Genomic DNA, 26,488 nt, shown 5'->3' with positions numbered 1-26,488 from the left:
GAAAATAATCTCATAAGCGATTTACAATGCAATTCAAAACAAAATAATTTATAACCGAGGTGTTTGTTGTGAGAAACCGGATTTCATCCATTTTGCTGATTGCGTTCTTTGCACTCAGTGCCATCGCCCACTACATGAAATGGGATTCGATTCTACAGTTCGTGATTTCAGCCATTTCGGTTATTTTTGTGGCCGGTTTTTTAGGCAGAGCCACCGAAAATGTGGCCCACTATGCCGGACAGCGGCTGGGTGGATTCCTGAATGCGACTTTCGGCAATGCCGCCGAATTGATCATCGCCATTTTCCTCGTCAAAGAGGGACTGTTCGACATGGTCAAGGCAAGTTTGACAGGTTCCATCATCGGAAATTTGCTGTTAGTGCTCGGGTTAAGTATTTTTGCCGGAGGACTCAAGTTCAAAATTCAGAATTATAATGTTTCACTCGCAGGTCTGAATGGTTCCCTGATGATTGTTGCCATCATTGCCCTGTTTATTCCGGCAGTCTTTCTCAATACACATTCCATTACACAGAAAGACACGAATACACTTAGTCTCATCGTGGCCGGGTTGCTCATTCTCGCGTATATCGCCTGGTTACTATTCTCCATGGTGACGCATAAGAACTACCTCGCAGACGTCACTGAGGATCGCGATGAAGAGCTACCTCATGAGCATGCTCCGGCGTGGTCCAAGAAAAAATCTATTCTCTACCTGGTGCTCGCAACAGTCATGGTTGCCTTCGTCAGTGAATGGCTGGTGGGCACGCTCGAAGTCTTCACTTCGGAATTTGGACTTAGTGAACTGTTTGTTGGTGCATTCCTTGTGGCCATCATCGGTAATGCGGCCGAACACAGTGCAGCCATCATGCTTGCCATGAAAAATAAAATTGGAGCCGCCGTTGAAATTGCGGTCGGCAGCAGCCTGCAGATTGCGCTCTTCGTTGCTCCTGTGCTGATTTTTGTCAGCTACTTCACAGGCAGAACCATGGATATCGTATTTACAACGATTGAGTTGGTCGCCATCGGCGTATCCGTATTTATTGCGAAGTCCATTACCCAAGATGGTTCAACGAATTGGTACGAAGGTTTACTCCTGCTCGTGGTATATATTATTCTGGGAGTATCTTTCTTCCTGGTGTAACCAGGCCCTCACGTAGTCACCATTAAAATAAACAAGTCACGGGAGGCAGCCACAATATACATTTGGAGCTGTCTCTTTGCTTGTATACGCCTTCCGGCTGGCTTTCATCCCATCCCCGTTCAAATGCACAAAAAAAGCATGCATAAACGCCTGCATGCCTTCTATTCTGACCCGCGCATTTGCAGGCTATTGCTCATTCTTCTTGTTCAAGGCTTCATATAGAATTGCCAAATTCCGCTCAAGCGCGCTAACCAGCTGCTTACCTGCACCTTCTGGAAGGAGCCCTGCACGAACAGCAAAATCAACTTCTTTGGAGAACCCATACATCTGTGTATCCAATACTTCCTCATAGAGAGGGCAGTAGCGGGTAGCCAGATTCTCCATCTGTACTTCAATAAGCTTCTGTATTTTATCTGCATCTTCTTGAAGAAGACTGATCGCTTTCAAATTCAGCTGGTCCTGCAGATCAGATGAAGTCATGCATTTTTCCCCCCTATGTCCCAAAAATCGCGTAAAGACGTTCTACCTCTAATATTAGACGAAATGAAGAGCTAATACAAGAACCCGACCAAAATAAGCCCACAAAGTTAAGCCTTTTGTTGAAGCTTAATCCTCCTATTCCAGTCACCTCCAGATGTGCATTCAGCGCATTCCATGCCAAAAAAACACCCCTGCCAAAAAAGGCAGAGGTGCTTCTTGAGAGCTATTACTCAGATGCGATGCTTACATTCAGTCCATGCTTGGCAAATACTTCTGACATGGCTGCTTTCGCTTCAACTGCATCTGGACCATGAACATGCAGTTCATAGCTGTGCGTGCTGATCAGCGTTGTAAACAATCCGAGAATACTTTTTACATCGATATACTTGTTCTCCGAATGAAGCACGATTGAAGAAGTAAACTTGCCTGCTGTTTGAGCAATTTCCACTACAGCTACATTATTACTCGACATAGGAATCCCTCCGTCTTTTTACTATTGGTATCATCTATTAATTACCACTACATGATACCGTGAATCCGCTTTCCTAGCAACAGAAAAATCCTGTTCCTACTTCAAACGGTCCGGATTCAGGCATTCCAACTCAGGAATAACAAAGATACCGTCTTTACGAATCAACACATCGTCAAAATAAATTTCTCCGCCGCCATAATCTGGACGCTGGATTAACACCAGATCCCAGTGGATGGAAGAGCGGTTAAAATTGTCTGTTTCTTCGTAAGCCTGACCTGGTGTAAAGTGTAAGCTGCCTGCGATTTTCTCATCGAACAGGATATCTTTCATCGGATGCAGAATATGCGGGTTAAATCCAATCGCAAATTCACCAATATGACGAGCACCCTCATCCGAATTCAGGATTTCATTCAAACGCTCTGTATCGTTGCTTGTCGCTTCAACGATTTTGCCATCCTTGAACGTGAACTTGATATTTTCAAATGTCACTCCGTTATACAGCGTTGGCGTGTTATAACTAATCGTTCCGTTCACGGAATTACGCACAGGGGCAGTGTACACTTCGCCATCCGGGATATTTTTTTGGCCAGAACATTTCTCTGCACCGATATCTTTAATGGAGAAGTTCAGCTCTGTTCCTGGTCCGGTAATACGAACTTTGTCCGTCCGCTTCATCAGGTTAGCGAGCGAGTCCTGCGCTTTGTCCATTTTGGCGTAATCCAGGTTACATACGTCGAAGTAGAAATCTTCGAACGCTTCTGTACTTGTATTGGCGAGTTGCGCCATACTTGCGTTAGGGTAACGAAGTACAACCCATTTCGTATGTTTGACACGTTGTTCACTATGTACCGGGTGGGAGTACAATGCATTGTACATTTTCATTTTTTCTTCCGGCACATCAGACAGATCATTCACATTTTCTCCCGCACGAATACCGATATAACAATCCATCTGTTTCATACGGTTCAGATCAATCTCTGCCCATGTTTTCATCATTTCTTCTGTGGCATTTTTCAGCATCGCACGCTGTACGGTTTTATCAGTCAACTGTACAAAGACGTTACCACCTTTTTTGCCTACCTCTTCAATAATGGCGTTAATCAGATCACGTTCCGATCCAATCATCTCAACCAATACATTTTCACCAGATTGTACATCTACTGAATAGCCCACCAGGTTTGCTGCAAGCTTTTGAATTCTTGGGTCTTTCATCTTGGTAAAATCCTCCTGTCATCTGCCATACTTGAATTGAACAACGGTAAATTACGATACTATTGTAGCACGCGAACAGTCATCCCGTCAGCAGGCAGTCCCTCACTTCGTTTATTGATATGACTTGAAGTTAACATCGGTGACAAGGGCTTCTTTGTTACTTTTACGGTTGTTGTCCGTGTAACTCATCTGACTTTCAGAGGATAAGCGAAGAGGCAGACTGCTCTTCCGATCTACCGTGAGATGATATACCGTCTGCACGCTCGCTTGTTTCATCATCTGTTGCATCGTTGTTTCACCCTGTTTCCAAACTTTCTCCAGATCCTTCTCAAGCTTCTCCTTACGCGCCCCTTTCACGTTAGCTGCCTTATGCATATATTCTGCCTGAATGGCGTTCATCTCGTCGTTTAGCTGGGCTACAGCCCATGATTTGGCGTCTTCCGGTGCAAGTTCAATCCGTAATGTTCTGGTTCGACGACCGGCCCCATATTCAGATTGAATGGTTTTGTGCATCCCATCGATCTTCTCCAATTGGGCAATTGGATTAAAACGAGAAAGAGACCCTCGCAGCGGCTCATGCTGCGCTGACAATGCCAGCCATTGCCCTTGTTTCCGCTCGAAAGAGGCGCTAAACCCACTGGGCTGTCCATTATTTTTTACGGCAGTTGTTTGGATGCCTGTCCCCACAGCAGTTACTTCTCCAGGTAATCGGGTCTGAAGGGTCAGACGATCATGATTCTCCAGCTTGCCTTCGAATTTGAACTGATTCTCGAACAGCCCACTGTTCTCCCGTCGAAGTCCTGCCTCTCCTTCAAAACTCAACGTTTCTTTTCCCGCTATCCCGGATAAAGCCAATGAAAAAACCTCTTCAGGCGTTTGATCTCGCTGGATTAATCCACAACCCGGAACACCAATAATCACGATGCTCACAAATAACCATAATGTACGTACCGAATGGCGGTTAAACATGTCTATCTTCACCCTTCCGTGAACTTTCTCCATAGATTGCCCCGCCCGTATACGCTTATACTTCCTTCTATACACAACTTGATCTCCGATGCACAAAAAAAAAAGAACGACTCCGCAATTGGAATGGTTCTCTCTTAACGTGTTACATCCTGTTCCTCTACAACGATTCTGTTCCGACCACCATTCTTGGCGCTGTACAAAGCCATATCAGCCCGATAAAACAAGGACTCTACACTGACCTTTTCATCCATCCAATTCCACTCTGCGATGCCACTGGATACCGTAACGGGCGGTCTAGTCTCTTCTGCGACTCTCTTTCGAATCACTTCCGCATAATCTAACGCCTGCCTTACACTCACCTGTGGCATATAGATCGCCAGTTCTTCTCCACCCCATCTGGCGCAGACATCCTCCGAGCGAACAGAGCTGGTGACGATCTCACTCACTTGCTTCAATACTTGATCCCCCGTCTGGTGTCCGAACGTATCATTCACCTGTTTGAACTGATCAATATCCACCACAATGAGGGAGCCACAGAATTCATGAGCCTGTCGCTCGTGAATCACACTATCCAGATAATGCCTCACGTACAGACCTGTCAACATATCCAGATTAGCCAAGCGCCGAACCTCGGCATGCAGCGTGGCATTTGAAAGGGCAAGCCCGATATGAATGGATAACATCTGCAAGAGCCTATAGTTATCATATGAAAAGTAGTGCTCTCTGCTGTGTCCCAGCAAAATGGCACCCTTCACTTCACCATTGACTCTGATCGGTGATGCAATCAGTGACATGGATCCCGTATCTTCCATGAAAAAGGAGGACACTTTATCAAATTGCGCATAATTGGCTATAATAAGCGGTTCCTCTGTTCGATACACCAAACCTGCGATACCGTAGTCTACAGAAAAGGATTGGTGAAAAACATCTTTCACGTTAGATGACATGACTTCGAAGTCATTGGTACTGTCATTGAGTTGAAGGATGCAACACGTTTCAGCCTGGAATATTTCCTTTAACTCTTGCTCGGATAGTTGATAAATCTCCGAAAGATGCAGGCTTTTGTTCAACCGCTGTGTAAGATCATTAATTAAACGAAGTTCCTGAATTAACATATTGGATTGTTCATGCAACTTGGCGTTCTCAAAGGCCGTTCCTGCAGTGTCTACCATCATCGTAATCAATTGCAAGTCCGATTCTTCCATGATCTCTTCATTCATTTCGATATGGAACACACCGTATATGCCTTGTTTGCCTTTCAGCGGAATCCCTACATCTACAATGCGGTTCTCTGCATCATGTGAGCGAGCAACGATCAGCTTACCTTCCATAAATGAACGCACACAAATATCTTCTCCTCGCTCGTGGACAAGCAACGGTTTAATCCGTGGATCAGAGTTGCTCTGATCCTGAGACATATACAATTTGATATAAGTGGCCGGGTACAAGTAGTCCATACTGTCAAATACCTCATCCAATATGGCCTCGACATCCATTTTGTCATGCATTCGCTGAACAATCTGAAAGAGGATGGACCTCCGGTGTTCCTCACGGGCTGTTTGTTCATGAGCATGTAACAGGTCCGTCATAAATATGTATTCAAATCTTCGGTAAAAGCAGGTGCGATAATGCAATGCCTCAGATTGAACCACAGCTTCAGACGTTTCATATCCATTGGATTCATAGATCACAGCAGTGAATACGGCAAACATATCCTTGTTAGTTCTGGAGAATAAGGGATGTGTTATTATAAGATATTCTCCGTGTTCGCTTGTCCCTTTAAGGGACAGGACCTGTCTTTTATCCAAACATTCCAATACCAATCTGCGTGCATTTACGCCCGGATCAGCTTCATGATCGCTATCGTATCCTATGCAATCACCTTCCGTGTTCCACACGCTGTAAAAGGTTGATGTCCCGGCCAGCCTTGAACCCACTCTGGAGTTCCAGTCACTGTATGCCTGCTCTAGCAAGCTGCCCAGATATGAAAAATCAAAAGGTGTGATATCCATTTTTTGCATCCACAACACATGCTCTTCATGAGAACGAGGAGCGGCAAAAGATGCGGAATCGCCCGAACTTCGTGAATTCAAGCTGGCAGGTAAACTTCTTAGATGTTCTAACATGTCAGGCGCTCCTTTGCACCGTTTTTGCATCCACCAGGATGCATTAATCTGCAGACGTTATCGCAAACCTGCAAATCCGTCGCGATAACCTTGCTACATAAAGATGATTTAAAGTTAAGATACAATCTATTTTACTCTGTTTAAACCTTTTTTGCATCCATATTTCAGAAAATCGTCCCATTATTTTAGGCCCAATGACCTATCGACAAATTTAGACGTTTTTTTGCTTTTATTCTACGCTTGACTTTGTTTCTCATAAACTGTAATATAAATTGTTGATGAAGACTACTAATGGGTCTTTAAATTTGGGCATTACCGGTTGTGTCACCCTCATTCTTTTTGTTGCTTTCAGGACAGCGGCTGAACTTTCCTGATCGTTCTATGCGTGGCCAAGCCCGCATCAACAAATTGGAGCGCAAACAGAGCCCTAATATGAACTTTAACTAAAAAGGAGCTACTTTAAACATGGCACGTTACACTGGTCCTAAATTTAAATTGAGCCGTCGCCTCGGCATTTCCCTTAGCGGAACAGGCAAAGAATTGAAACGCCCTTTCCCTCCAGGTCAGCACGGAGCTAACCAACGCAGAAAAATCAGCAACTACGGTATGCAATTGCAAGAAAAACAAAAATTGCGCCACATGTACGGTTTGGGCGAGAAGCAATTCCGCACACTGTTCTCTAAAGCTCAAAAAATGCAAGGTATTGCCGGTGAGAACTTCATGTTCTTGCTTGAGTGCCGCCTTGACAACCTCGTTTACCGCCTTGGGTTCGCTAACTCCCGCGCTGGAGCGCGTCAGTTGGTAGCACACGGTCACGTAACTGTAAACGGCAAAAAAGTCGATATCGCTTCTTACCAAGTAAGCACTGGCGATGTAATCGGCTTGCGTGAGAAGAGCCGCGCTCTTTCTTCCATTAAAGAAGCTTTGGAAGGCCGTTCGCATCTTCCAGCATACGTTGAATACAACGAAGCAGCTGTAGAAGGTAAATTCATCCGCTTGCCTGAGCGTGCTGAATTGTCCCAAGACATCGATGAAAAACAAATCGTCGAGTTCTACAACCGTTAATCGTTGCAATCACATTAAAGTTTCACTTCAAACAGCTGTCGAGATTTTCTCGGCAGCTGTTTTTCTATGCTTTTTTTAATTATCTTCATTATAGGAACGTAAATAACGATATAAAATATAGACTCCCTTCAGGAGAAGCACACATCCGTATAACATCACAAGAATGACATCGAGGGGGATTAAAACATGCATTTTTTTCGCAATCGCAAGCTCGCTGTTAAGCTTGGACTTTTACTCGGGATCGTATTACTCTGTTGTATTGGAGCCCTGATTGCATTTAATACCAAATCCATTTACGACAAAAGCCTCCAGTACGGCGAAACCGTTGCTGGACAGGCAGCAAACCGGGCTACAAATGAGTTTATGACTGACATTAATCAGGTGAAAAACACGTTGGACACCATGAGTACCACGTTATTGGATGCCGCTCAGAACGGATCACTCAACCGCGAAGAAGTCGTTAGACTCCTTGAACAGTATCTGAAAAAGGACGAGAAAGTTTTTGGCTTTTATACGGGCTGGGAACCTGACGCCTTTGATGGAAACGATGCGGAGCACGTCAACAAAAAAGAATATGATGATGCTACGGGTCGATTCGTTCCATACGTTATACGCGATGGCAACTCCCTGCATTTTGAGCCTATGCCTACTTATGAGGGAAGCGGTGAAACTAGTACTTACTATCAGCAGCCAAAGAAAACCAAATCCATCTATTGGTCCGAGCCTGTTACCTATACGGTTGGTGGAAAAGAAACACTACTCGTTTCGATTGTCCTCCCTCTATTAGATGAAAACAAAAAATTCTTGGGCATTGTTGGGGCCGACTTTACCATTGATCGTTTTCAGCAAAATATAGCATCACTTAATCCGGATCAAGGTTATGCCATGCTTATTACTAGTGAAGGACAGATTGCTGCACACGGCTCCAAACCGGAACTGGCTCATGAAGGAGCCGTAATTCCATCTGAGATGAAGACGATCATTCAGCGTATACAATCTGGTGAGTCTCAGTTTTACGCTACAGACCCTGAAGTAGGGGAAGAACTGTTTATTGCCGAGCCTGCCAAGTTACAAGGAACAGATTCAAACTGGTACCTTGTATCGGCGCTGCCAAAGAGCCATATCCTTCAACCCTTTTATGACAGCTTGAACTGGTCCATACTGATTGCCGCACTGGCAGTACTTCTGCTTGCAGGTGTGGTTACCTACACCATCGTCTCCATTGTTAGACAGTTGAATCAAGTCAATATCGTCGCTGGACAGCTGGCTGGCGGAGATTTGACACAAAAGTTACCTGTACGATCCAAAGATGAATTTGGCATCATGGCGGGTCATATGAATCAGATGATGGATACACTGCGTCATACCATATCGGTTATATCCGAACATGCTTTATCTGTCGGCTCCACCTCTCAACAGTTGACCGCAGGTGCCGAAGAAACAGGTAAAGCAGCCGAACTGATTGCATTAACAGGAGTCGAACTTGCAGATAAAGCAGGTAAACAGGTGCAGGAGCTGCAAGAGTCCTCCCGTTCCATGAATGAAATATCTGCAGGGATCGGAAGAATTGCAAAGGCCGCCTCCGATGTATCCGATTCATCGCGAACTGTGGCCGAACGAACAACCATCGGAACTGATAAGATTCAGTCCGCTATGCGTATGGTCGATAGTGCCACTTCTTCTGTGCAGACGTCGATGACCGCACTGGAGAATTTCCGCCAACGTTCGGAAGAGATTGGCCATATTACAGGCATGATCACGGAAGTTAGCCGTCAAACCAACCTACTTGCCCTTAATGCTTCCATTGAAGCATCGCGAGCAGGTGAACACGGGCGCGGGTTCGGTGTTGTTGCTTCTGAGATTCGTAATCTGGCTGAACAATCCAGAGTATCAGCAGCACAGATTGCAGCGTTAATTCATAGCGTTCAGCAAGAGGTCCTTTCTCTCGTTGAAAATATGGAACATGGGAATGCCCAGGTGAGCCATATAGCGGAAGTGATTAATGAGAGTGGTAAACTATTCCTCTCGATTTCATCACAGATTACAGATGTTAATGAGCAGATTGAGCATGTCTCAGCCATTGCGCAGCAGATGTCAGCTGGATCACAACAGGTTGATGCCACGTTAGCGCAACTCAAAACCATTGGTCATGAGACAGCAGATCACGCAACTCGTGTTGCCTCTGCCTCTGAAGAACAACTCGCATCCATGGAAGAGATTACGGCGGCATCTGCCTCACTGGCTAATCTTACCCAGGAACTATTAGAGCTGATTCAACGATTCAAAACCTAATGTAGAAGACCTCCAATACGACACATCATTTAGGCCACCCTATGCACCTCAGCATGGAGGTGGCCTGCTTATTTTGGCTTACAACTCATGAAATGTGCTTCAATATCGCATGATATATAACATAACGCATGGCAGAATGGCAAATTTCGACCATTACTTGTATTTCTCAGGCATGCAAACCCGCCTTTTTATGCTATAATAAGTGCTGTTAAAAGGAGGAAGACACTGAATGGTTGATGTTAATAAGAAAAAGCCCGATGAACAGCCTGTACGCAAACGCAGTTTTGCCCGCAGACTGGGAAGTTTCGTCAAATGGATGGTTGTCCTTGGATTTATGGGGGTACTATTTGTAGGCGGTGCTTTGATGGGATACGTCAGTTCCATTGTGAAAGACGAGCCTGTCCGTTCAAGGGCCCTGATTGAACAAAAAGTCAGCGAAAACTCCATCACAGGCTTTGCTTACTTTGCCGACGGCAGTCCGATCGGTCAACTACGTACGGAAGAAGACAGGCGTCCGGTCACTACGGACCAGATCCCACAAAAGGTTATTGATGCTGTCATTTCGATTGAAGACAATCATTTTTACGAACATAAAGGTGTAGACATGAGCGGAACCCTACGTGCCGTGAAACAGAAAGTGCTGAAAGAATCAGTACAAACCGGCGGTAGTACACTGACTCAGCAATTGGCGCGTCGTGTGTTTTTGAATCTGGATCGCACGGAAGATCGGAAAGTGAAAGAAATTTTGCTCTCACTCCGACTCGAACGTTTCCTGACCAAAGACGAGATCATGACAGCCTATCTGAACAAAGTTCCTTTTGGTAATGGTTCCAGCGGATACAACGTTTACGGAATCAAAGCGGCCGCCAAAGGATTGTTCAATATTAACGATCTGGAAAAAATCAACATCGCTCAAGCTGCTTATCTTGCTGGATTGCCACAACTCCCCTCCTCTTACTCCGCTTTTAACGGTAAAGGTGATTTTGTAGAGGAGAATTTTGACCGCGCAATCAACCGTCAGCATCTGGTACTGCGCCGTATGCTTGAACTGGGCAAAATCAATCAGTCCGAGTATGACGAAGCTCTTGCTTTTGATATCAAAAGCTCACTCGCTCCGAAGACCATCAAGGCTTACAACACTTATCCATATCTTATGATGGAAACGGAACGACAAGCTGCACAGATTTTGATGAAACAGTTGAATTCCGACACAGCTGAATCTACAGACAAAGCTACGGATGCAGACACACCTCAGAAGGAAAGCAGTGCATTATTAGAGGAAGCTCAGACGCAACTGCGGACAGGTGGATATCGTATATACACGACCATCAACAAAAGTATCTACAAAACGATGCGTACCATTGCGGAAGATGACAGCAATTTCTCAGCTGATGATCCTGTCAAAGGAAAAGAACAAACTGCTGCTATGCTGATTAATCACAAAACCGGTGCAATTCTAGGTATGATTGAGGGTCGGGATTTCCAGGACGAACAGATGAACTATGCAACACAGATGGTACGTCAGCCCGGTTCAACGATGAAACCTATTGCAGCTTATCTGCCAGCTCTGGATGAGGGTCTGGTCCAACCTGCTTCTATTATTGATGACTCACCGATCATTCTCAAAAATGGTCCGAGCGGCTACCACATTGCCAAGAATGCCAACAACCGGTATCAGGGACTGGTCACTGCCCGCAGAGCACTTAATTATTCTCTTAATATACCGGCTCTGAAGTTGTTCAATGAAGAAGTAGGGATCGAGAAGGCTTGGACCTTCGCCAAGAAACTGGGGATTACCACCATTCAGAAGGAAGACTATCAAGCTCAGACCGGTGTTCTCGGAGGTCTCCAATACGGTGTAACCGTTGAAGAATTAACCAGTGCCTATGGTGCTATCGCCAATAATGGTGTATATAACGATTCTTACATGATTAGCAAAATTGTAGATTCCAAAGGAAACATCGTTTATAAACATGATACCGAACCTGTCCAAGCCTTCTCGGAGCAGACAGCATACCTGATGACCGATATGCTGCGGACCGTTATTACAGAAGGAACGGCAGATAAAGTACGTGAAAATTACAAATATTCCAAGAGTGTTCCAATCGTAGGTAAAACGGGTTCCACTCAAAACTACGCAGATGTCTGGTTTGAAGGTTATACACCAGATGTCACACTTGGCGTGTGGGTTGGATACAAACAGCCGGTGAATACGCTGGAAAGTAAATCACAGAGAAAACGTGCGCAGCAACTGTGGTCGAAAATCCTGAACGAAGTGATCGATACGCAAAAAGATCTGTTCGTTACAGATTCGTTCAAAAAACCATCTGGCATCGAAACGCGCACGGTGTCGGCATACAGTGGCAAGTTGCCAACATCCATGACTGACAAGTTTGTTACGGATATTTTCAACAGCAAGTTTGTTCCGAAGGATAGCGATGACGGTGTCGCCAAAGCCAGGTACATTACTTACAATGGTGTAAACTATATTCCGCGTGACGGAACACCTTCGGACATGTTGAAGGAAAAAACAGTAATCAAGCGTAAAAAGCCAATCTCGGATCTCATCAAGGAATTGCAAAATGCATTCTCACGTATGAGTCGACATGAGTCACTTGCTTATTACCTTCCTGAAGATGCTGATGCAGACATGCCAACACAGATTGATCCAAGGACAGATAACGGCAAATCTCCTGATGCACCAAGCAACGTACGCATCTCAACCTCAGGTGACAGAGCTGTAATTACATTTAATGCGACACCTGAAAATGATGTCGTTGGTTATCGTCTGTACCGTTCTGTAAACGGTGGAGGATTCCAGAACCAGGGTCAAGTTGTCCTGACTGGTGAATCCAGATCATTCTCTGCATATGCAGCGCAAGGTGGCAACTTCGCCTTCTATGTAACCGCAGTGGATGTTGCCGGCAGAGAGTCTGCTCCTAGCGCTACAGTAAATAGTGCTGGTGTAGCTCCTCCTGTGGAAGAAGAGATTAATGAGCCGATTGAAGTTCCAGGTACAGTCATTACGCCGGGAGAAACGCAGACCGATAATACAACAACGACAGCCCCAGGCACACCTGGTCAAGTCAGCGTATCTGCCCTCTCTCAAGGACTGCGTATTCAATGGGCGTCAACTCCAAACGCAGATAGTTATGCTGTATATTACAGTGAAACAGGCTCAGCTCCTTACACCAAAATTGGAACAACAGCGGGAAATACCATGGATTATGGAGTACCCGCATCTACCAGTGGATGGTTCAAGGTATCTGCCAGTAACAGTGCGGGTGAATCCGAACCTTCTGCAGCCATACATTTTCAACCCTGATTCAGGCATAGCGATCCAAAACAAGCCGCATTCTCAGACCGTATCTGAGGGTGCGGCTTTTTATTTGCATGTGCAGCAGGCAACAGCTAAAAAAGCCTGCTTCATGCCATTGGCATAAAGCAGGCTTTTACAATCCATTTTAATGGGTAGAGTCACTGTATTTGGAATCGCAGAATATTAACTTCTTCCCCACTACTCAATGTATCGGCATTGATACCGACACATTGATGATCCTAGCACTGTCGCGTTAGTCTTCAATGGTGGATAGATCTCCTGTTGGCAGATCAAGCTCCCAGGCTTTCAGGACACGGCGCATGATCTTGCCGGAACGTGTCTTAGGCAGTTTATCTTTGAACTCAATCTCACGCGGAGCAGCGTGGGCAGACAGGCCCTCTTTGACAAAACGATAGATCTCTTCTTTCAGCTCCGGTGTCGCCTCATATCCTTCACGAAGCGCTACAAAGGCCTTGATGATCTCCCCACGTGTCACATCCGGCTTACCGATTACACCCGCCTCTGCTACCGCAGGATGCTCCACGAGCTTGCTCTCCACCTCAAAGGGTCCGATACGCTCGCCTGACGAATTAATCACATCATCAATACGTCCCTGGAACCAGAAATATCCTTCTTCATCCATATAAGCGGAGTCACCGGATACATACCAGCCCGTAAGCCTGAAATACTCCTCGTATTTCACAGGGTTATTCCAGATCTTCGCCATCATGGATGGCCAAGGTGCCCGTATGGCCAGATTACCCATACTGTATGGCGGCAATTCCTGCCCGCGATCATCAATAATGGCTGCTTCGATTCCAGGCAACGGACGTCCCATGGAGCCAGGCTTGATCGGCATTCCGGGATAGTTACAGATCAGCTGAGCGCCTGTTTCCGTCATCCACCATGTATCATGAATTCGTTGACCATAAGCTTTCCATCCCCAACGAACAACCTCCGGATTGAGCGGTTCACCGACAGACATGACATGACGCAGACTGCTCAGATCAAACTGGGCGATGGTCTCTTCTCCCGCTCCCATCAGCATACGAAAGGCCGTTGGTGCACTGTACCAGATCGTGACTTTGTTTTTCTGGATGGTGCTGTACCAATCTTGAGGACTGAACCGGCCACCCCGTATCACATTGGTCACTCCGTTGAGCCATGGAGCAAAGATACCGTAAGAGGTGCCTGTCACCCAACCAGGGTCAGCAGTGCACCAGTATACATCATCCTCGCGTAAATCCAAGACAACCTTACCTGTATAATAGTGCTGAATCATGGCATTTTGAACATGATACACCCCTTTGGGTTTACCCGTAGAGCCTGAGGTATAATGAATAAGCAAACCATCCTCACGATTCAGCCACTCTACTTCCATCTCATCCGAAGCGGCAGACATCTCTGCATCAAAATCGATGAGTCCTTCTTCAGTCTGCACGCCCCCACCCACGATAAATATATGTTTGAGTTCGGGCAATTCGGAACGTTTGATGCGTTTCAGTAATTCCGGAGTGGTGACGAGTGCTACTGCTCCGCTATCCTCCAGCCGATCCTTCACAGCCGTTTCCATAAAAGCTTCGAACAAAGGGCCCGCGATAGCTCCAGCTTTCAATATGCCCAGAAGACTAAAATACAGCTCAGGACTTCGAGGCATAAAAATAAACACTCGTTCCCCTTTGGCTATGCCATATTTGCGGAGAACGTTCCCGAACCGACTCGACTGTTCACTCAGATCAGCAAAAGTATAGGCCTCTTCGCGTGAAGCATCGCTATACAATAAAGCGGTTTTCCCGCCCCTTCCTTCCAGTACATGACGATCAATCGCTTCATGCGCCATGTTTACTTTTCCGCTGGCGTGCCACGTAAAGTGCTTTTCCACCGATTCCCAATCGAACCGGCTTCTCGCCTCCGTGTAATCGCCCAGATTAGATTCAGACACAACCGTTTGCAGCATCTCACCATGTGCTTGACTCATGCTTGCCAGCCTCCTTCAACTCGACATTTCGATTCCCGTTAGGGGTCAATTCTCATTGCCTTTGTGTTGACTGAACTTCCAGTTAGCGCTTACATTAGTAGAGAGAACTTCTCATCATGTACTTGCTCGGCCAAACAGATGTTAACTATACTGTATTGAATTGTGAACATTTTTTGTCTACGCAATTATAGCAAATTTTTTCAATTGTCGTCTATGGCTTTTCAATTTTAGGGGGAGAGAGGAGCATGAACCATGGAACATATCAAAGAACATCATATGCGTTCCATCTTCAAGTCCGGCCACCGAATTACGATTGAAGGCCCCGTGCAGGCCGATGAGATAACCCGTCTAGCCTTCCATCCGGATCTGGATGCCTTTCGGCGCCCAACGGAGCAGCAGGAAGCTCTCGCAGAGATCGCAGCATTGCCTGAAGGACGAATTATCATTGCACACGAAAATGAAACGATTATCGGCTATGTAACCTTTCACTATGCAGATGATTGTGAACGCTGGTCCGAGGGCAATATGACTGATCTGATTGAGCTTGGGGCAATCGAGGTTGCGGACGACTATCGTTCGCTTGGCATTGGACGTGAAATGTTGCTTACGGCTCTAGAAGATAAACATATGGAGAACTACATTATTTTCACCACAGAATATTATTGGCATTGGGATCTGAAGGGCAGCGGACTAAACGTATGGGATTATCGCAAAATGATGGAGAGGCTGATGCAGACAATCGACATGACCTGGTATGCAACAGACGACCCCGAAATCTGTTCACATCCTGCAAACTGTTTGATGGTACGAATCGGAAGTCAGGTGCCCATAACATCGGAAGAACAGTTCGATCGTGTGCGCTTCCGCCATCGGTTCATGTATTAATTCAATGACTTGTTCGAAAACGATATACATAACAAAAACCGCCTCCAGCAGCGTTGCTCCATACTTCATGGAACAGCTAATCGAAAGGCGGTTTTTCAAGTTACTGCCATTACATATTTTCTAACATATGCTCCACAATGCGATGTGAACGCTGAGAAGATTCCACGGTAAATTCAGCAAAGTTAACATGCGCCGAACCATCCGCTTTATCTGACATCCCACGCAGGACAACAAATGGTACTCGATTCATGTAACAGACCTGAGCAACTGCTGCCCCTTCCATCTCGGCACATGCACCGTCCATTTCGGTATATAACATGTTAACCGTATCTTTATTCGCAATAAATTGGTCTCCAGATAACACTTTACCGATCAGGTAATGGGCTCCCTGCGCTTTACACGCTTCTTCAGCCAGTGTAATAAGCGAAGCCTCGGCAGGAAATGCAGATGTCTCCTGGTAAGGAATAACCCCGCGTGCGAACCCCAGTGGCGTTACATCCATGTCGTGCTGAACACATACAGACGATATAACCATATCTCCGATGTTCAGCTCCGGGTTAACTGCACCCGCAACACCTGTGAAGATAATCCGATTAACCTGAAAACGATCAATCAAGATCTGCGTCGTAACCGCTGCATTTACTTTACCTACGCCGGATTTGCACACGACAATTTGCTTGCCCAGCCACTCGCCTGCAACGTATGTAATCCCGGTTTGTTTGACCGTCTCAAGCTGCTTCATACCTGCCAGCAAAAGCTCGACTTCTTCATCCATCGCTCCGATAATCCCAATCGTTTCACGCATCTTCCGATACCTCCTGTTTTCACTTTTAACCTCATTCAGCACAAAAGCTCCGTCTCCGGAGCTTTCGCATATCCACTATGTAGAGAGAATGACTTCTCCCTTACTGTATATAATCCCAATTAAACTACATCTGCGTGACTTACAGACAGACGAAGAATCGTTTCATGCGGCAAAATAACCCGTGGGTTCTCCACATTTTCTTTCTTCATCAACTTGGTCAGCAAACGCATAGCTACTGCGCCAAGGTCGTACATTGGCTGAGCCACTGTTGTCAACTGAGGACGCACCATGGAAGCCATACGGATGTTATCCACACTAATAATGGAGAAGTCATCCGGTACTTTCAGACCGTCATCCTGAATGCTGTGAATGGCACCAATGGCCATTTCATCTGTAGCAGCAAAGATAGCTGATGGTTTTTTCTTGAGTCCAAGGAAATATTTCATTGCTTCCACACCGGATTCATATCGATAGTTACCGATTCGAACAAGATCCTCCTGGTATTCAATCCCCGCTGCTTCCAGTGCTTTTTTGTATCCTTGGAAACGGGCATATCCATTCGCCGGATCTTGCAGTGTTCCACTGATCATCGCAATTTCCTTGTGTCCATGACGAATCAAGGTGTTTACGGCGTCAAACGCAGCCGCCTCATGGTCAATATCCACAGAAGGGAATGAGCCCTTCTCATCACTCGTTGCACAAAGTACGATCGGCACAGCCGCAGATTGGAACGCCTGAATGTGTTCATCCGTTACTGTTCCGCCCATGAAGAGCAGTCCGTCTACTTGTTTTTCGAGCAAGGTGTTAATAACTCGAATTTCTTTTTCTTTCTTCTTATCTGCATTACACAAAATAATATTGTAGTGATACATATTCGCAATATCTTCAATTCCGCGGGCAATCTCCGCGAAGGTTGAATTCGAAATATCTGGAATAACGACCCCGACCGTGGTTGTCTTCTTGCTTGCCAGACCTCTGGCTACCGCATTCGGACGATATCCCAACCGTTCGATGGCTTCATATACTTTTTTCCGCGTTTGCGGTTTGACATTAGGGTTATTATTAACTACCCGTGATACCGTTGCCATAGACACTCCAGCTTCACGTGCCACATCATAAATGGTTACCGTCACAGTACTTCTCTCCATTACCAGTAAATTTTCATACCATTTTCATTAAGATTTATATTACGACAAATTTTTGCATTAATCAATTAAAATAGGCTTTAGGACTCACTCAAAACATTCGTAAGTGTGGCGCTAGTAATATCTGAATGGGAAGTATGCCATACAGGAATTCCCTTTTTGATCAGGATTGCCTGTGGAGATTCGTGCTTAACACCCAGCTTGTCTGCTGCTTCATTCGATACCGGGCGATCTTCCACAACATAGATAATGCCATATTTCACTTGTTCATTGGCATTGTTAAGCAAATAATCGTTCATCTCCTGATAAGCGTTCGAGCTGATCGGACAGCGCGTGCTGTGCTTAAACAGGAGCATGGGTTGATCCTTGGTAGCCTCCACTGCGGAGTTTAGCTGTTCAATACTTGTCATTTTAGTCATGTCAGCCATTAGATATACATCCCCCTTTACCAAGAATACCGCTATGTTGAGCGTTTTCACTCTTCGATATCTTAACAAAAAGTGCGCGAAAAAGCCAATTTTCATGAAAACAAGCATTTTACACGTCAAAATTAGACAGCATTTGAGAAGTACTCCTGCCACACAAATCCGGATAATTGACTTAATCTACGCTCCGTGGTCTCAATCCACGCTGCATCACCAGACTTCGTTGCGTAACCCATAATGTCAAGCAGCAGATTGATACGCTCCTCCACTGCTTGCTGCATTCGATATTCCATCTCCCGATCGGTCGCATCCGGCCAGGCCAGCAGTAGCTCATGAAACAGGTCTGCCAATTCATTACGTTCACCAAAAGATACGTCTTGCTTCACGGGCTGTTCACCCAATGTGTTTATGCATTCTGTTAAGTCCGGCTTGACCGGCGGAAGCACTTCGTATGATACACAGTCTGTACACGCAAATACGGGTACGTTTCGAATCTCCACTTTTTTGGCGTATACCACTGTTCTTAATTCCAACTCCATTACATGTCCACATCTGCACGACTTGCGCACCACCATCACCTCATTCGTTCTATACTCTATATAAGTACCATTCGACCTATTTCGGCTCAAATCCTGCTATAAACGAAAGGTTGCACAAATTACCACTCCCTCCAGATGAAGGTTGTCGAATGCAGGCAGTCACTGACTTGTAATCGCTTCCTCCAAACTGAATATGCACTTCCATGAAGTCCCTTGGAGAATCTGTTACAATTAAAGACGCAACATCCCTAATCACCGCAAAAAGGAGAGATGGACATGAGATTAACTGGTAAAAAAGTCATCGCTCTGGTCGATGAAGAATTCGAGGATTTAGAATTGTGGTACCCTGTACATCGGGTTCGTGAAGAAGGTGCAGAAGTGCATCTTGCTGGAGAGAAAAAAGGAAAAACCTATATTGGCAAATACGGTGTGCCTGCTGAAGCCGAATACAGTTTCGATGAACTCGACAGTGCAGATTACGATGGCATTCTCGTGCCAGGCGGCTGGGCGCCAGACAAGCTGCGTCGTTATCCCAAAGTACTGGAGCTTGTGAAGGAAATGAATGCAGACCGGAAACCGATTGGACAGATCTGTCATGCGGGCTGGGTGCTGATTTCTGCCAAAATTCTGGACGGGGTTACAGTAACCTCTACACCAGGCATTCGGGATGACATGGAAAATGCAGGTGCTATCTGGAAAGATGAAGCGGTTGTTGTTGATGGACATATCATCTCAGCACGTCGTCCGCCTGACCTTCCACCTTATGGCAAGGCATTCTGTGATGCACTCGCTGACAAGTAAAAACAACCCCATTGTGCTCTCATGCACAGTGGGGTTGTTTTATATAACAAGTTTTTCTTAAATAATTATCACAAATGTAAATATATTAACTTAAAGGTATTTATATCCAGTTTCCCTAATCACGATGCGTTCGAACCACTTTGTTCATCCGGACTTCCCGTAGAGTCATTAAAGACTTGCAGTCGCTCCTCAATATCTCCGCTGGTCCGAAGGGTGAAGCACTTTCGCGCTTCTTCTTTGGCGGCCGATGCTGTTGTGTTCAGTACTCTGTGCTTCACACGTAACAAGGATTGTGGAGACATACTCAAGTGGCGAATGCCAAGCTCCAACCAAAGCGGAATGGCACGCTCGTCCCCTGCCATCTCTCCGCACACACTGACATCAATTCCAGCCGTATGAGCCGCATCTGCGGTCGCACGAAGCATCCGCAGAACAGCCGGATGATAGGGGTGATACATATGAGCAATCTGCTCATTCATTCGATCTACTGCCAGTACATATTGAACCAGGTCGTTCGTACCAATACTGAAGAAATCAGCTTCCTCTGCGAGCAGATCAGCAATCATCACCGCTGCAGGAACTTCAATCATAATTCCCACCTGAATGTGAGGGTCGTATGATAATCCCCGCTCGTCCAGATCGGACATCGCCTCACGAAGAATCTCATTGGCCTGCTGAAGTTCTTCCACCGAAGAGATCATCGGGTACATGATTTTGACATTTCCGGCAGCGCTGGCACGCAGAATGGCTGTAAGCTGTGTTTTGAACAGATCCTTGCGGTCGAGACTAATCCGAATAGCACGATACCCCAGAAACGGATTGTCTTCCTCCGGCAGTTCAAAGTAATCGAGTTGCTTGTCACCACCGATATCCAGTGTACGAATAACAACGGATTGTCCTACTGTTTTCTCTGCCACAAGACGGTACACCTCATACTGTTCTTGCTCACCCGGGAACGTAGCCCTGTCCATATACAAAAACTCTGTTCGGAACAAGCCCACACCTTTGGCTCCTTGTTTCAAAGCAAGGTCCAATTCCTTCACCGAACTGATATTGGAAGCCAAGTGCAAAACGGCCCCATCTTTGGTTACAGCATCCACGGTAGCAAGGACTTGAAGTTGTTCCTTTTTCTTCAGCTGCTTGCTGCGAAGCATCGTATACCGTTCAATCGTCTTGCGATCCGGGTCCGTAAATACCAAGCCGTTGTCACCATCCACCACAAGCATATCCCCTGTCTCTACCGGCATGCCAAGACTCGCTTCCAGACCGGAAACGAGAGGAATGCCAAGGGCACGAGCCATAATCGCAGAATGTGATGTTTTCCCGCCGATCAAGGTTACAATGCCTAGCACATGGGTGGGATTCAGATGCGCCAGTTGAGATGGCGACAGTTCTTTGGCAACGAGTACATACGGCTGGGTATCCGAAGGAAGTGTAATCTCCGGTGCACCAAGCAAATGCTTGAGCAGACGGTTACCCACATCCTTGATGTCAATGGCCCGCTCCTTCATATACTCGTCTTCCAGCAAGTCAAACATTGTGACAAAGTGATCAATGGCTTCTTTGACCGCCACTTCTGCTGCCTTATATTGACGCTCGATAATGCCGCGAATCTCGTTCATGAATACCGGATCTTCCAGGATTGCCAGATGTGCATCAAAGATACTGGACTCCTCTGGACCAACGACTTCCTTGAACTCATTTTTGATATATTCGATCTCATCCTTTGATGTCCGTATGCCCTCATACAGCCGTTCGAACTCTTGGGCGAGATCCACCGAATCCATCTTCTGATCCGGCAGATCCCATTCCCAACTGGGCAGGACAAATGCTTTGCCGATGGCTATGCCTGCAGCTGCGTTGATGCCTTGTATCTTCATTCTACCCCTCCAACGTTCCTGTCATAGAGCACCACGGACATAACGGATGCCTGACCTTTCTTAACTTGCTTAAATGGAGCAAAACTCCATGATTTTATACGATCCGGATTCGTAATTACCATGGGTGTTGTCAGTGACGCCGCTTGATCGCGAAGTACTGCCAGATCAAACTTGATCAACAACTGCCCTGGCTCCACCGTATCGCCCTCCTGAACAAAAGCTTCAAAATGGCCTTTCAACTGAGAGGTATCGATGCCGATATGCAGTAACACCTCAAGCCCTTCACGGGTAGAAATACCCAAGGCATGCATGGTCGGGTACATGTGCATAATCGTTCCGTACACGGGTGAGACCAGCTCTCCCTTTTCCGGTACAAAGGCTACACCATCACCGACAAGCTTGGCTGCAAAGATCTGATCTGGCACCTCTTCAATCGGGAGCATTTTGCCCTGAACGGGGGCACAGAACAGAACCTGTTGCAGGTCTCTTTCCAGCAGCTTCGCGATTTCTTCCCGAATCAATTCCGAGTAGGTCCCGAATACCACCTGTACGTTACCGCCACCCAGCTTGATTAGTCCAGCGGACCCCATACTCTTCATGGCACCCGTGTCAATCAGGCGGTCATCATGCACAGTCAGGCGAAGGCGTGTAATACACGCTTCAACCTGTACAATGTTACTCTTCCCACCCAATGCTTCGAGAATTAAAGGTGCCTGATAAGGAATGTTACCTACCCAATCTTCCAGCATGGAGCCCTCTTCACGTCCTGGTGTTGGAATCTTGAACGTACGAATCGCCCATCGGAACAGGAAGTAGTAAACCAGCCCATATAGTATGCCAATCGGAATGAGCTTCCAAGCATTCTCCGATAGATGGAAATTGAGTATGTAATCAATAATACCTGCGGAGTAAGAAAATCCATGCCGGATATCGAGCCAGTAACTAATCCACATGGCAACGCCGGACATCACTGCATGCACGATGAACAGATAAGGTGCCGCGAACAAAAAAGCAAACTCAATCTGTTCCGATACCCCGGTTAGAAAACAAACGAGTGCCGATGTCAGAAAAGTTTTCTTGATTTTCGGTTTCAGATCTTCCCTGGCTTCCTGAATAATAGCAAAGGCTATTGCCGGAATGGCAAACATCATGATGGGAAACAAACCCGCCATAAAGAATCCTGCTGTTGGATCACCTGCAAAAAATCGGGGCAAATCCCCTTGCACAATGTTACCATCAGGCGTTTCAAACGTCCCTAACTGGAACCAAAACACATTATTAAGCAGGTGATGAAGCCCGAAAGCGACCAGCACCCTGTATAACACCCCGTAAATGAACAGTCCAAAACCCCCGAGACTGTATTCCCAAGTAGCAATGCCGTTCAATCCATGCTGTAGGATCGGAGCGAGCCATAACATAAAACAGGAGAACAATGCCGAACAGAGTCCGACGATGAGCAAAACAAACCTTGAACCTCCAAAAAATTGTAAAATTTCAGGCAGTTTAATGCTTTTAAACCGATTATGCATCCCACCGGCAAGCGCGCCGAGTATGATTCCGATTAAGGAAGCGGGCTGAACGGTGCCATCCCCGAAGTTCCGAGTCACCTGATCATATATCACGATACCAGCCAGAGCAGCAAGTCCCGCTTGTCCGGCCTGGTTGGAGAGTCCCAGTGCTACACCGACAGCGAACAAATACGGTAAGAAATAAAAAATACCGTGTCCGGCCACAGTAGACACTTCACCGACAATACCCAATCCCCAGGCGTCCCAAGGCAGACTGCCAACACTGAGCAAAATTGCGGCGGCGGGCAGGACCATTGTAGGCAGCATTACCGCTCGTCCGAGCTGCTGCAAGGATCCGAGCCAATTCATGGCGACCTCTCCTTTCTATCCTAGATGGTAAGCTTTACGCAACGTTTTGTCAAAGCAAAACAGTAACCAATTGGTCATTAATAACGGCAAAAATAGAACAGAAAAAATCCCGTCAACTTCAAGTTAACGGGATTCATCCTATGTTCATTCAATTGGGACAGATCAGGAGATCATCCGATCACAGGTGAACGAGCCTCTCAGCCGCGTCCAGCGCCGCGCAGAACGATGGAATCCTCTACCTTGATACAACGATTCGTTACCGCTGTCATGCCGTTCTCTGCAGCAATCTGGACCGCTTCATCACTATGGATGCCAAGCTGCAGCCACAGCACATTTGCTTTGATGGCAGCGGCGTCACGAGCGACATCCGCGCAAAACTCTTCGCGACGAAACACATTGACAATGTCTACCGGCTCTGGAATATCCGCGAGTGTGGCATATACCGTCTCGCCAAGGATTTCACCTTGCACCTGTGGATTAACCGGGATGATGCGATAACCTCTGCTCTGCATGGCTTCTGCCACCATATAGGAAGTGCGATCCGATTTGTCTGATAAGCCGACGACTGCGATGTTGCCTGCCTTGCGCAAAAGTTGTCCAATTTCTTCACGAGTAGGGTTGTTAAATTCCATGTTCAAGCACCATCCTTTTCTGATTAAAGTGCGTGTTCAAAAGACAGGTTTTCAGTTATTTACTCTTTTACCCATTGAACCGAGGCGCCAAGCGCCTGCAAATGATCGAAATATTGCGGATAAGACTTGGCTACATGGTGTGCATCCCGAATACGAAGCGGCTCCTTGGAACGCAGACCAACGACAGTGAGCGCCATAATTACGCGATGATCGTAGTGAGCGTTAATCTCAACGCCGCCCTCAACGCCTTCTGGACGTCCATGTACGATAATCTCAGCTTGACGCTCTTCAACGTTCGCTCCTGCCTTCCGCAGTTCGTTCAAGTAATCGGTGATTCGGTCACATTCCTTGTAACGCAGGTTCTCTACATTATAGAACCGTGACGTGCCTTCCGCAAACACTGCTGCGGCTACCATAGCCAAAACGGCGTCCGTCGCGGCATCCCCGTCGAATTCGATCGCTTTCAATCTGCCATTACCTTGAACGTGTACGACATCGTTCTCATGTGTCAATGGCACTTCCATCATGCGCAGCACGTCAACGATGGCACGTTCACCCTGTTTGCTCTGCTCCATCAGGCGCAGAATTTTCACATCAGACTGTGTAACCGCTGCTGCGGCAAGAACGGCTGCCGAGCCGGGGTAGTCCCCTTGAACCGTGTAGGTCGTCGGCTGGTAAGCCTGTCCACCTGGTACACGGAAGGACATGTAATCATCACTTGCATGGATAACGATGCCTGCCTGCTCCAGCACTTCCAGCGTCTGTCCGATAACGACCTTGGACTTCAGGTCATTCAGCACTTCGATGGTGCTGTCTTCTGCAAGCAACGGAGTTACAAACAACAATGCACTCAGATATTGGGAGCTGACGGAGCCGGATACACGAATGTGTCCACCCTTGGCATTGCCACCCTTGATTGTAATCGGCAAGCGTCCTTGTTCGTGCTGTACATCTACACCCAATTGACCAAGCGCATCGATCAGATCATCATGGGGGCGTTTGCCCAGTGAATCCGGGTACGTATTCACAAATGTAACTTCAGGGCAGAGCGCTGTAACGCCCATCAGGAAACGAAGTACAGCACCCGCATTCCCAACATTCAATTCACGCACATCACGGGGATGACTGCCAAAGCCCTGGATCACAATCTTGCTGTCGTCTTCTTCAAGCACTGCCCCCAGATCGCGAATACATCTGCGCATGGCGTCACTGTCTTCACTGTGTGCCGGGAAATGAATGGTACTTGTGCCTTCTGCCAGCGCAGCAGCCAGCAAATAGCGAGTCGTGTAGTTTTTGGAGGACAGAGCCCCGATTTCCCCGTTCAGCGTGGGGGTTGGTTTAACAATAACGTCCATGGATGAAATTCTCCTTCATTGATTATATTGTGGCCAAATTGACATTCCGTGCATCGCTTGGGTATCATTATAGCGTTAAGTCCATACAGAAAAGAGGACCTGAATATGACACAAATAGCTGAAATTGAAACGTCTGAGCTGCGCCGCCGTTTACAGGCGGGAGAGAAGCTGCAGATGATAGACGTCCGCGAGGACGATGAAGTCGCGCAAGGCATGATCGAAGGAGCCAAGCATATTCCGCTTGGACAGATTCCGGACCGACTGTCTGAGATTGAGAAATCAGGCGAGATCGTGATCATCTGTCGTAGCGGTTACCGCAGTGAGCGTGCCTGTGAATATCTGCAGCAACTGGGATATGAAGGCTGTACAAACATGGTCGGCGGTATGCTTCAGTGGCAACAAGAAGACTAGAGAAACCCGGAGAGAAGCGAAGTCATTTGTAACCTTGTGACTTCTGCTCTGCTCCACTCCTAGAAACGGGCCTATATGGCCCGTTTTGTTCTATCTGCCACCAACTATCAACCAACAAACTTCGATGATCACAAGCTTAGACGCGGTAATGCACTAAAATTAAACGAGTCACTTCAGCAGCGGATAACTCGGTTGTATCCACCGTATAATGCGCGAACCGATATGCGTCTTTCCGTTCTTCCATAATCGTCTTGATGCGTTCCTCTGCATTGCCTGCAAGAAGCGGACGATTGTCGCAGGCGCTAACACGTTCTACAATCACTGCCGGATCAGCAGTCAAGGCAACAACCCAGCCATTATTCGACATCACGTCACAATTATCCGAACGCAGCACCACGCCACCTCCGGTCGCTATGACCTGTGACTTTTTCTCCAATACCGAGCACAACATGCGGCTCTCGGCATCACGGAAATACGTCTCTCCCTTGCCAGTGAACAGTTCGGGAATCGTACAGCCTTCCTCTTTTTCCACCGCGGCGTCCACATCAATCAATCGGTAACCAAGCTCGCGTGCAAGCATGTCAGCGACGGTTGATTTGCCGGTTCCCATCATGCCGATGAGAATAATATTGTTAGACTTGCTCAAGGTGTACACTCCTTTAATTCAAGCAATTCGTGAGC

The 26,488-nt window shown here is 46.7% G+C and carries 22 protein-coding genes; 7 read left to right on the top strand and 15 right to left on the bottom strand.

Annotated features, from left to right (window positions below):
* Window positions 1-68 precede the first annotated feature (68 nt).
* Complete coding sequence (gene cax / locus D829_RS0103370) at window positions 69-1,139, top strand: calcium/proton exchanger (RefSeq protein WP_017687427.1); 1,071 nt, start codon at window positions 69-71, stop codon at window positions 1,137-1,139.
* Window positions 1,140-1,325: 186 nt separating this feature from the next.
* Here cax and D829_RS0103365 read toward each other — a convergent pair whose 3' ends face one another.
* From D829_RS0103365 to D829_RS0103345, 5 genes are all read right to left on the bottom strand, one after another.
* On the bottom strand, window positions 1,326-1,619 hold the full coding sequence (locus D829_RS0103365; RefSeq protein WP_017687426.1) for a YlaN family protein: 294 nt from the start codon (window positions 1,617-1,619) through the stop codon (window positions 1,326-1,328).
* 226 nt (window positions 1,620-1,845) lie between these two features.
* Complete coding sequence (locus tag D829_RS0103360) at window positions 1,846-2,091, bottom strand: HPr family phosphocarrier protein (protein WP_017687425.1); 246 nt, start codon at window positions 2,089-2,091, stop codon at window positions 1,846-1,848.
* A 96-nt stretch (window positions 2,092-2,187) separates the two neighbouring features.
* A complete protein-coding gene (locus D829_RS0103355) occupies window positions 2,188-3,303 on the bottom strand; it encodes an aminopeptidase (protein WP_017687424.1) in 1,116 nt (371 codons plus the stop codon).
* 111 nt (window positions 3,304-3,414) lie between these two features.
* Entirely contained in the window at window positions 3,415-4,272 is an 858-nt protein-coding gene (locus D829_RS0103350; protein WP_026080979.1) for a hypothetical protein, read from the bottom strand.
* 134 nt (window positions 4,273-4,406) lie between these two features.
* Window positions 4,407-6,398 carry a sensor domain-containing diguanylate cyclase gene (locus D829_RS0103345; protein ID WP_017687422.1) on the bottom strand — a complete coding sequence of 664 codons (1,992 nt, stop codon included), beginning with the start codon at window positions 6,396-6,398 and terminating at the stop codon, window positions 4,407-4,409.
* A 465-nt stretch (window positions 6,399-6,863) separates the two neighbouring features.
* On the opposite strand from D829_RS0103345, the gene rpsD reads away from it, so the two are divergent.
* From rpsD to D829_RS0103330, 3 genes are all read left to right on the top strand, one after another.
* The gene (gene rpsD / locus D829_RS0103340) at window positions 6,864-7,463 is read left to right on the top strand and encodes a 30S ribosomal protein S4 (protein ID WP_017687421.1); all 600 of its coding nucleotides are present in this window, start codon (window positions 6,864-6,866) and stop codon (window positions 7,461-7,463) included.
* A 186-nt stretch (window positions 7,464-7,649) separates the two neighbouring features.
* The gene (locus D829_RS32300; RefSeq protein ID WP_017687420.1) at window positions 7,650-9,755 is read left to right on the top strand and encodes a methyl-accepting chemotaxis protein; all 2,106 of its coding nucleotides are present in this window, start codon (window positions 7,650-7,652) and stop codon (window positions 9,753-9,755) included.
* A gap of 229 nt (window positions 9,756-9,984) precedes the next feature.
* Window positions 9,985-13,080: a transglycosylase domain-containing protein gene (locus tag D829_RS0103330; RefSeq protein WP_017687419.1), complete on the top strand. Its 3,096-nt coding sequence runs from the start codon at window positions 9,985-9,987 to the stop codon at window positions 13,078-13,080.
* A 247-nt stretch (window positions 13,081-13,327) separates the two neighbouring features.
* On the opposite strand, the gene acsA is transcribed toward D829_RS0103330, so the two are convergent.
* Window positions 13,328-15,052, bottom strand: coding sequence for an acetate--CoA ligase (acsA, locus tag D829_RS0103325; protein WP_017687418.1), 1,725 nt, complete (start codon window positions 15,050-15,052; stop codon window positions 13,328-13,330).
* Between the two features lie 252 nt (window positions 15,053-15,304).
* Between acsA and D829_RS0103320 the strand changes: the two genes are divergently transcribed.
* Window positions 15,305-15,937, top strand: coding sequence for a GNAT family N-acetyltransferase (locus D829_RS0103320; protein ID WP_017687417.1), 633 nt, complete (start codon window positions 15,305-15,307; stop codon window positions 15,935-15,937).
* A 109-nt stretch (window positions 15,938-16,046) separates the two neighbouring features.
* On the opposite strand, the gene D829_RS0103315 is transcribed toward D829_RS0103320, so the two are convergent.
* From D829_RS0103315 to D829_RS0103300, 4 genes are all read right to left on the bottom strand, one after another.
* Complete coding sequence (locus tag D829_RS0103315; RefSeq protein ID WP_017687416.1) at window positions 16,047-16,742, bottom strand: 5'-methylthioadenosine/adenosylhomocysteine nucleosidase; 696 nt, start codon at window positions 16,740-16,742, stop codon at window positions 16,047-16,049.
* Between the two features lie 119 nt (window positions 16,743-16,861).
* Complete coding sequence (gene ccpA, locus D829_RS0103310; RefSeq protein ID WP_017687415.1) at window positions 16,862-17,875, bottom strand: catabolite control protein A; 1,014 nt, start codon at window positions 17,873-17,875, stop codon at window positions 16,862-16,864.
* A 92-nt stretch (window positions 17,876-17,967) separates the two neighbouring features.
* Window positions 17,968-18,315, bottom strand: a complete 348-nt coding sequence (gene ytxJ, locus D829_RS0103305; protein ID WP_017687414.1) for a bacillithiol system redox-active protein YtxJ — start codon at window positions 18,313-18,315, stop codon at window positions 17,968-17,970.
* 122 nt (window positions 18,316-18,437) lie between these two features.
* Window positions 18,438-18,851: a hypothetical protein gene (locus D829_RS0103300; RefSeq protein ID WP_017687413.1), complete on the bottom strand. Its 414-nt coding sequence runs from the start codon at window positions 18,849-18,851 to the stop codon at window positions 18,438-18,440.
* Between the two features lie 276 nt (window positions 18,852-19,127).
* Between D829_RS0103300 and D829_RS0103295 the strand changes: the two genes are divergently transcribed.
* The gene (locus D829_RS0103295; protein WP_017687412.1) at window positions 19,128-19,652 is read left to right on the top strand and encodes a type 1 glutamine amidotransferase domain-containing protein; all 525 of its coding nucleotides are present in this window, start codon (window positions 19,128-19,130) and stop codon (window positions 19,650-19,652) included.
* A 119-nt stretch (window positions 19,653-19,771) separates the two neighbouring features.
* Here D829_RS0103295 and ptsP read toward each other — a convergent pair whose 3' ends face one another.
* From ptsP to aroA, 4 genes are all read right to left on the bottom strand, one after another.
* Window positions 19,772-21,532, bottom strand: a complete 1,761-nt coding sequence (gene ptsP, locus D829_RS0103290; RefSeq protein WP_017687411.1) for a phosphoenolpyruvate--protein phosphotransferase — start codon at window positions 21,530-21,532, stop codon at window positions 19,772-19,774.
* On the bottom strand, window positions 21,529-23,409 hold the full coding sequence (locus tag D829_RS0103285; RefSeq protein WP_017687410.1) for a glucose PTS transporter subunit IIA: 1,881 nt from the start codon (window positions 23,407-23,409) through the stop codon (window positions 21,529-21,531). The genes ptsP and D829_RS0103285 overlap by 4 nt, the downstream gene beginning before the upstream one ends.
* A 197-nt stretch (window positions 23,410-23,606) precedes the next feature.
* On the bottom strand, window positions 23,607-24,041 hold the full coding sequence (locus D829_RS0103280; protein WP_017687409.1) for a CoA-binding protein: 435 nt from the start codon (window positions 24,039-24,041) through the stop codon (window positions 23,607-23,609).
* Window positions 24,042-24,100: 59 nt separating this feature from the next.
* Entirely contained in the window at window positions 24,101-25,396 is a 1,296-nt protein-coding gene (gene aroA / locus D829_RS0103275; protein ID WP_017687408.1) for a 3-phosphoshikimate 1-carboxyvinyltransferase, read from the bottom strand.
* Between the two features lie 105 nt (window positions 25,397-25,501).
* Here aroA and D829_RS0103270 point away from each other — a divergent pair, with 105 nt between their 5' ends.
* Window positions 25,502-25,807 (top strand): rhodanese-like domain-containing protein, encoded by a 306-nt coding sequence (locus tag D829_RS0103270; protein ID WP_017687407.1) that lies wholly within the window; start codon window positions 25,502-25,504, stop codon window positions 25,805-25,807.
* Window positions 25,808-25,943: 136 nt separating this feature from the next.
* On the opposite strand, the gene D829_RS0103265 is transcribed toward D829_RS0103270, so the two are convergent.
* Entirely contained in the window at window positions 25,944-26,453 is a 510-nt protein-coding gene (locus D829_RS0103265; RefSeq protein ID WP_017687406.1) for a shikimate kinase, read from the bottom strand.
* Window positions 26,454-26,488: the final 35 nt, after the last annotated feature.

Origin of the sequence: Paenibacillus sp. PAMC 26794 (assembly GCF_000316035.1) — a bacterium.
Taxonomy (GTDB): Bacteria; Bacillota; Bacilli; order Paenibacillales; family Paenibacillaceae; genus Paenibacillus.
Note: the sequence above shows the minus strand (reverse complement) of the source record. Positions and strands in the feature narration are given on the sequence as shown.